Source organism: Shewanella sp. 10N.286.51.B2 (genome assembly GCF_041469265.1).
In the GTDB taxonomy this organism is placed as follows: Bacteria; Pseudomonadota; Gammaproteobacteria; order Enterobacterales; family Shewanellaceae; genus Shewanella.
The window spans coordinates 1-590 of sequence record NZ_JBFRKH010000099.1; the positions used below are offsets into that span (position 1 = coordinate 1).

Below are 590 nucleotides of genomic sequence, written 5' to 3' on the forward strand. Positions count from 1 at the left end.
GGCGGTAACTGGTCGGGGTCGCCAGTAAAGATAATACGAACCGATGGGTGAATATGGTTGACCAGGCGGTACATGGTCGGTAAATCAATCATGCTGGCTTCATCAATAACGAGCAGATGTTTTTGTTTATCTGAATCAAGAGGTTCATTTCGCAGTAACTTTGCAATTGTTGAAGTGATAAAACCAATTGACTCATGCAAGCGCATGGCTGCACGACCACTTAAGGCTACTGCATGTATTTCAAACCCCATTGAATTATAGGCACGCAATACCGTTCTAAGTACTGTCGTTTTTCCTGTGCCAGCACCACCTGTAATACAGCTTACTGCGTTATCTAGGCATGTAGTGACCGCCTCGACTTGCTTCTTTGTGAGTTCATAAGGTAATTCACCAACCGCAGAGCAATATGCAGAATCTGCATACTCGTCATACAAGTTGTTTTGACTGGCAAGCGCATTGAGTCGTTTAGCAACGACATTCTCCATCAATAACTGAGCCGTTGGATGGTAGGTACCTGTTGCGTGATTTAATAGATACTGGGCTTTGTCATGTCCTGCTTTAAAGGCTTTAGCGACAAGTTCTTTGTCCTT

Annotated in this window: 1 protein-coding gene; it reads right to left on the reverse strand. The window is 44.1% G+C overall.

Annotated features, from left to right (window positions below; translation table 11 throughout):
* The coding region (locus tag AB4140_RS19865) for an AAA family ATPase (protein WP_372002254.1) at positions 1-590 on the reverse strand (590 nt) is incomplete at both ends.